The organism is Inquilinus sp. (assembly GCF_057815775.1).
Window position 1 is genome coordinate 1 of sequence record NZ_JBYRFX010000921.1, and the last position, 3,189, is coordinate 3,189.

Consider the following 3,189-nt stretch of genomic DNA (forward strand, 5'->3'; position numbering starts at 1 on the left):
CGGCTGTTGCGCGAGGCCGGCACGCCGGCCGGCGCGGTGCAGCTGGTGCCGGGCGCGGGTGAGGTCGGGGCCGGGCTGGTCGCCGACACTCGCACCCGCGGCGTGATGTTCACCGGCTCGACCGAGGTCGCCAAGATCATCCAGAAGGTGCTGGCCGACCGCCTGGACCCCGAGGGCCGGCCGATCCCGCTGATCGCCGAGACCGGCGGCCAGAACGCCCTGATCGTCGACAGCTCGGCCCTGCCGGAACAGGTGGTGGGCGATGTGCTGGCCTCGGCCTTCGACAGCGCCGGCCAGCGTTGCTCGGCCCTGCGCGTGCTGTGCATCCAGGAGGATGTCGCCGACCGGGTGATGACCATGCTGAAGGGCGCGATGGCCGAGCTGGTGATCGGCAACCCCGACCGGCTGGCGGTCGATGTGGGGCCCGTCATCACCGAGGAGGCGCAGGGGATCATCACCCGCCACATCGAGGCGATGCAGGCCAAGGGCCGCAAGACCCAGCAGCTGCCGCTGCCCGAGGCCGCGAAGCACGGCACCTTCGTGCCGCCGACCCTGATCGAGATCGACGGCATCGCCGACCTGAAGCGCGAGGTGTTCGGCCCGGTGCTGCATGTGCTGCGCTATCGCCGCAGCCAGCTCGACCAGCTGCTCGACGCCATCAACGCCACCGGCTACGGCCTGACCTTCGGCGTCCACACCCGGATCGACGAGACCATCGCCCGCGTGTCGCACCGGGTCGCCGCCGGCAATGTCTACGTCAACCGCAACCTGATCGGTGCCGTGGTCGGGGTGCAGCCCTTCGGCGGGCACGGCCTGTCGGGCACCGGGCCGAAGGCGGGCGGGCCGCTCTACCTGTACCGCCTGCTGTCGATGCGGCCGCAGGCGGCACCGGTGCCGGCCGCGGCCGCATCGCCGGAGACGGAGAAGCGCTTCGCCGTGCTGCGCGACTGGGGCGCGGTGATGCAGAAGGCCGGGCAGGGGGCGGAGGCCGCGCGCGTCGCCGCCTATGGCGCCCGCAGCCCGCTGGGTCTGACGATGGAATTGCCGGGCCCGGTCGGTGAGAAGAACAGCTACAGCCTGGAGCCGCGCGGCACCGTGCTGTGCATCGCCCAGAGTGCGGCGGGCGCGGCGCTGCAGGTCGGCGCGGCCCTGGCCACCGGCAACAAGGCGGTGCTCTCGGCCCCGGCGGATATCGTGAAATCCCTGCTGGGCGGCCTGCCGCAGGCGCTGAAGCCGCTGCTGTCGTCCAGCGACGACTGGGCATCGGCCCCGGCCGATGCGGTGCTGTTCGAGGGCGACAGCGACACCCTGCACGCCATCAACCAGTCGCTCGCGGCGCGGCCGGGTCCGCTGGTCACCGTCCAGGGCGTGGCCCGGGCCGACCTGGCTGACGGCCGGGCCGACTATGCCCTGGAATGGCTGCTGCTGGAGCGCTCGGTCAGCAACAACACCGCAGCGGCCGGCGGCAATGCCAGCCTGATGACGATCGGGTAATCACCCGAGCCCGAGATAGGGCTGCAGCAGGGCCAGGTACATCGTCTCCAGATCCGCCAGCACCAAGTCGCGCATCGGCGCCTCCCGGGCGGCGGCGCTGGTGAAGCAGGCATGGCCCGTCTCCAGCACGATCAGGCCGAGTCGGCCGGCCGTGCTGCGGTCGAGGGCCGGGTTCACCCGTTGGAACCAGTCGGCGTGCAGGCCGACGATGGCGGCGTCGTGCTCCCGATAGATCCGGTGCAGCTCGGGGTTGGCAAGCATCGCGTCGAGCACCGGCAGCAGGTCTTCGTTCTCCCGATAGATCGTCGCCACCATGTGCTGCGACTCGTGGAAGGCCATACGGAACTCGTCCCAGCTGCGGGGCGGCGGCAGGCTGGCCTGCTGCTCGACCACGCCGCGGAACAGGGACAGCCAGCGGCGGGCGAGGTCGAGGAGGATGGCCTCCTTGTTCGGGTAGTATTGGTACAGCGAGCCGACCGACAGGCCGGCCCGCCCGGCGATGGAGATCGTCGTCAGCCCCTTGAAGCCGGCCTCCTTCGCCAGCGCCTGGGCCGAGCCGAGGATGCGCTCGACCATCTCATGCGACCGCTCCTGCTGCGGCCGGCGGCGGGGTTCGACCGGCGTCTTGGTTGCTGGTGCCCAACGCTGAGCCATGGCGGCGCTTGTGTCCCTTGTCTGGTTCGGGATGACGATCCGTCATCCCCAGGGGTGACGATCCCGATGTCAAGGTCAAGAGCAGAGGGCGGATCGACTTTCATCCGACTTATAGGAATCGCTTCGAATTCTCCGATCGACCTGCGACATAAAGTGTTACACTCGCCGGCGCATGGTCCCGTCTGTGATGACGGGGCGATGTCGAGGCTCAAGGAGAGCAATTCGGTACTCGTGCGAGGAGAAGCCGATGTTCAGTCGAGCGACATGGAGCGGTCTTGGCGCGGTGGTCCTGGCCGCGGGGGTGACAGTCCTGGCGGTGTCGCCAGCCCAGGCCCTGACCATGCAGGAATGCAGCGCCAAATATCAGGCAGCCCAGACGGCGGGAACGCTGAACGGGCAGAAGTGGAATCATTTCCGCAAGGCCGAATGCGGCGCCACGGCGACTCCCGCCGCAGCGGCCGCGCCGGCAGCAGCCCCGGCAGCGGCAGCCCCGGCCGCTCCCGCAGCAGCAGCGGCGGCGGCTCCTGCCGCCCCAGCGGCCAAGCCCGCGACTCCAGCCGCAGCCCCGGCCGCTGCCGGCAACGCGGTGTTCCCATCCGCGGTCTCGCCGAAATACGCGGCGGAATCCGCGGGCAAGGCGCGGATGCACACCTGTCTCGATCAGTACAATGCGAACAAGACCACCAACGGCAATGGCGGCCTGCGCTGGATCCAGTCCGGCGGCGGCTATTACAGCCAGTGCAACACCAAGCTTAAGGGCTGACGCACGGTCACGGCGGCGCGCGCGGGCGACAGGATCGCCCGGCGTGCCGAAGTGCCGGCCGTTTCGCCGTGCCCATGCCATTGTCCTTCCGATCGCGCAGCGACAGGAGTCGACCATGAGTCTGTTCGACAACATCAAGGGTGCCTTCGGCGACCTGGTCGCCAAGGAAGCCCCGGGGGGCATACCGGCGCTGCTGTCCGGCGCCCTGACGCAGGCGGGCGGGCTGCAGGGCATCCTGGCGAAGCTGCAGGCCGGCGGCCTGGGGGCCCAGGTCAGCT

General features: G+C 70.1%; 3 protein-coding genes. 2 read left to right on the forward strand and 1 reads right to left on the reverse strand.

Going from position 1 to position 3,189, the window contains the following annotated elements; all coding sequences use genetic code 11:
* The coding region (locus AC3XYG_RS32875) for an aldehyde dehydrogenase family protein (RefSeq protein ID WP_489144100.1) at nt 1–1,494 on the forward strand (1,494 nt) is incomplete at its 5' end.
* Here the strand turns inward: AC3XYG_RS32875 and AC3XYG_RS32880 are convergent.
* Nucleotides 1,495–2,148 (reverse strand): TetR/AcrR family transcriptional regulator, encoded by a 654-nt coding sequence (locus AC3XYG_RS32880; RefSeq protein ID WP_489144101.1) that lies wholly within the window; start codon nt 2,146–2,148, stop codon nt 1,495–1,497. It abuts the gene before it with no gap.
* A 247-nt stretch (nt 2,149–2,395) separates the two neighbouring features.
* On the opposite strand from AC3XYG_RS32880, the gene AC3XYG_RS32885 reads away from it, so the two are divergent.
* The gene (locus AC3XYG_RS32885) at nt 2,396–2,911 is read left to right on the forward strand and encodes a hypothetical protein (RefSeq protein WP_489144102.1); all 516 of its coding nucleotides are present in this window, start codon (nt 2,396–2,398) and stop codon (nt 2,909–2,911) included.
* Nucleotides 2,912–3,189: the final 278 nt, after the last annotated feature.

Excerpts from the sequence above, each read along its gene's own strand:
- AC3XYG_RS32885 (WP_489144102.1), top strand. The coding sequence starts at position 2,396 with ATGTTCAGTCGAGCGACATGGAGCGGTCTTGGCGCGGTGGTCCTGGCC.
- AC3XYG_RS32880 (WP_489144101.1), bottom strand. The coding sequence starts at position 2,148 with ATGGCTCAGCGTTGGGCACCAGCAACCAAGACGCCGGTCGAACCCCGC.